Raw genomic sequence first — 1,270 nt, 5'->3', positions numbered from 1 at the left:
TAGCGGCCTGCGAGGGATCCGCCGATGCCGCCGACGCTGAAGTATTTGTTGAGGGCGGCGAAGACGATGATGGGTGGGAGCATCATGATGACGGCCAGGGCCATGACTCCGGACCAGTCGGTGAGGTTTTGTTGGAAGAAGGATTGGACGCCCATGGGAAGGGTAAAGATCTCGTTGGAGCGCAGGAACACGATGGCTACCAGGTAGTCGTTCCAGGCCAGGAGGAACGCGAAGATCGCGGTGGAGAGCACACCTGGAAGGCTATTGCGCAAAACTACTTTGGTGAAGGACCCAAAGACGGAGCAGCCGTCAATCCAGGATGCTTCTTCGAGGCTGATGGGGATGGAGTCGAAGTAGGCGGCCATCATCCAGGTGGCAACGGTCATGGTGGAGCCGACGTAGATGATGGTCAGGCCCATGAGGTTGTCCACCAGTCCCATGGCGGCGAACAGGATGAACAGCGGCACCACGGAGGTGATGATGGGCAGGGACTGCATCACGAACAGCAGCAGGGAGTAGCCGGACACTGCCTTGGAGCGCCCGCGGGAGAGGACGTAGCCGGCGGGTGCGGCCACTGCCACTGAGACGAGGACTGTGGACAGGGTGGTGATGAGGCTGTTTTGCAGCCACGTTGCCGCGAGGGTCTTGGAGAAGACGCCGGTGATGTTCTCAAAGGTCAGCCCGGTGGCGGTGCTGTTTGGTGCTGGCGTCAGGGCCAGGACGACTGTGACCATGATGGGGACAAGCACGATCGCGGTGATGATCAGGATGATGGCGAACCGCCACCAGCGTCCGCGCATGCCTGCTTCGGAGAGGACGCGGCGGGTCTTGCCGGTCTGGGCGACGCCGAGTGCGGGGCCGGACTCGGGGTGGGCGTGAAGTACTGCGCTCATTATTCGACGCTCGACTTTCGGATCTGGCGGTACAGGATGACCGAGACGACTACCAGGGTGATGGTCATGAGGAAGGCGATGGCAACGCCGGGTCCGGTAGCGAAGTCCTGGAAGACGGTGCGGTAGGCAAGGACCACCAGGGACGTGGTGGCGTCAACAGGACCGCCGCCGGTGAGCAGGTAAATGGTGGGGAAGTCGTTGACGCAGAAGATCGTCATGAGGATCCATGAGATGTACGTTGACCGGGCGATCAGCGGCAAGGTGATCTGCGTGAATTGCTGGAAGCGCGAGGCACCGTCCATGTTGGCCGCCTCGTAGACAGTGGAGTCCACCGAGGCAAGCGCTGCGGAGGTCATCATCATCATGAAAGGGAAGGA

At 61.2% G+C, this 1,270-nt stretch carries 2 protein-coding genes; both read right to left on the bottom strand.

Annotated features, from left to right (window positions below; all coding sequences use genetic code 11):
• On the bottom strand, positions 1 to 893 hold an 893-nt coding region (locus tag ACIQC5_RS24255), incomplete at its 3' end, for a carbohydrate ABC transporter permease (protein ID WP_400287781.1).
• On the bottom strand, positions 893 to 1,270 hold a 378-nt coding region (locus ACIQC5_RS24250), incomplete at its 5' end, for a carbohydrate ABC transporter permease (protein ID WP_400287779.1). The genes ACIQC5_RS24250 and ACIQC5_RS24255, both read right to left, overlap by 1 nt.

Origin of the sequence: Paenarthrobacter sp. NPDC092416 (genome assembly GCF_044755025.1) — a bacterium.
Classification (GTDB): domain Bacteria; phylum Actinomycetota; class Actinomycetes; order Actinomycetales; family Micrococcaceae; genus Arthrobacter.
The sequence above is the reverse complement of the archived record's forward strand: the minus strand, read 5'-3'. Positions and strand labels throughout refer to the sequence as shown.